Source organism: Microbacterium sp. P5_E9, assembly GCF_054049175.1.
Genome location: NZ_JBFUMV010000056.1, coordinates 1 through 744 on the forward strand (window position 1 = coordinate 1; position 744 = coordinate 744).

Here is a 744-nt window from a genome sequence, read left to right on the forward strand (position 1 = left end):
TTCCTTGGCTTCCTGAACGTAACCCTTGGCGGTACCCACTGCATCCGCGACAGCTTGCTTGGCATCCCCTGTGTGGCTGCGGAAAGTTTGCCCCGTTACCTCGCCCGCTCGCCCGGCTTCTGGAGCATCGCTCCTGGTCGTCCAGTTGGTATCGTGCCCGGCTTGATTCGCCTCTTCAGTAAGTTGGGAAGTCATTTTCAGGTTCTCGTTTTCCATCATGGCTCCTTCGTCGGATTTGACCGCTCAGTCTTACCTTCACAGGATTGGCGGACGTCGCTGACGGGTCGGAGTACGCCCCTGGCCGACTGCCCGCGACGCCTGATTTTTGGGTAGTTTATTTCTTCATGGGCTCGCCGGTCATGCCGCCCTTGCTCATGCCACCACTCTGATTCATCAATTCGTTGCACATGGTGTCCTTCTTCACCATGGCGTCGTCCTTTTTCGCGCCGGCCTTTTCCGAGATGGCCATGTGCTGCTTGCATTGCTGCATCGTCATGACCATGGTCGTGCCGCTGTCTTTGGGCGTGCCGTCCTTCTTCGCGGCGTCTTGGGCAGAGGCACTGATGCTTGCCAGCATCAAAGCGCCGCCCAGCCAGGTTGTTGCGATCACTTTCATAGGAAGTCTCCTGAGATTTGAGGTGAATTCAGGCTGGCCCCGAGCGACACCGTGTCGCATCAGATGTGGGCCTGCGGGGCCGTAGGCAGTGACGCTACGCCGTGGCCCTGCTGGACGTCCTCCAAGGC

At 58.9% G+C, this 744-nt stretch carries 2 protein-coding genes; both read right to left on the reverse strand.

All coding sequences use genetic code 11. The features are described 5' to 3' along the window. Nucleotides 1-216: hypothetical protein (locus ACXJ3V_RS20185; RefSeq protein ID WP_457102141.1), on the reverse strand; the 216-nt coding region annotated here is incomplete at its 3' end. A gap of 118 nt (nt 217-334) precedes the next feature. After that, on the reverse strand, nt 335-616 hold the full coding sequence (locus tag ACXJ3V_RS20190) for a hypothetical protein (protein WP_457102142.1): 282 nt from the start codon (nt 614-616) through the stop codon (nt 335-337). Nucleotides 617-744: the final 128 nt, after the last annotated feature.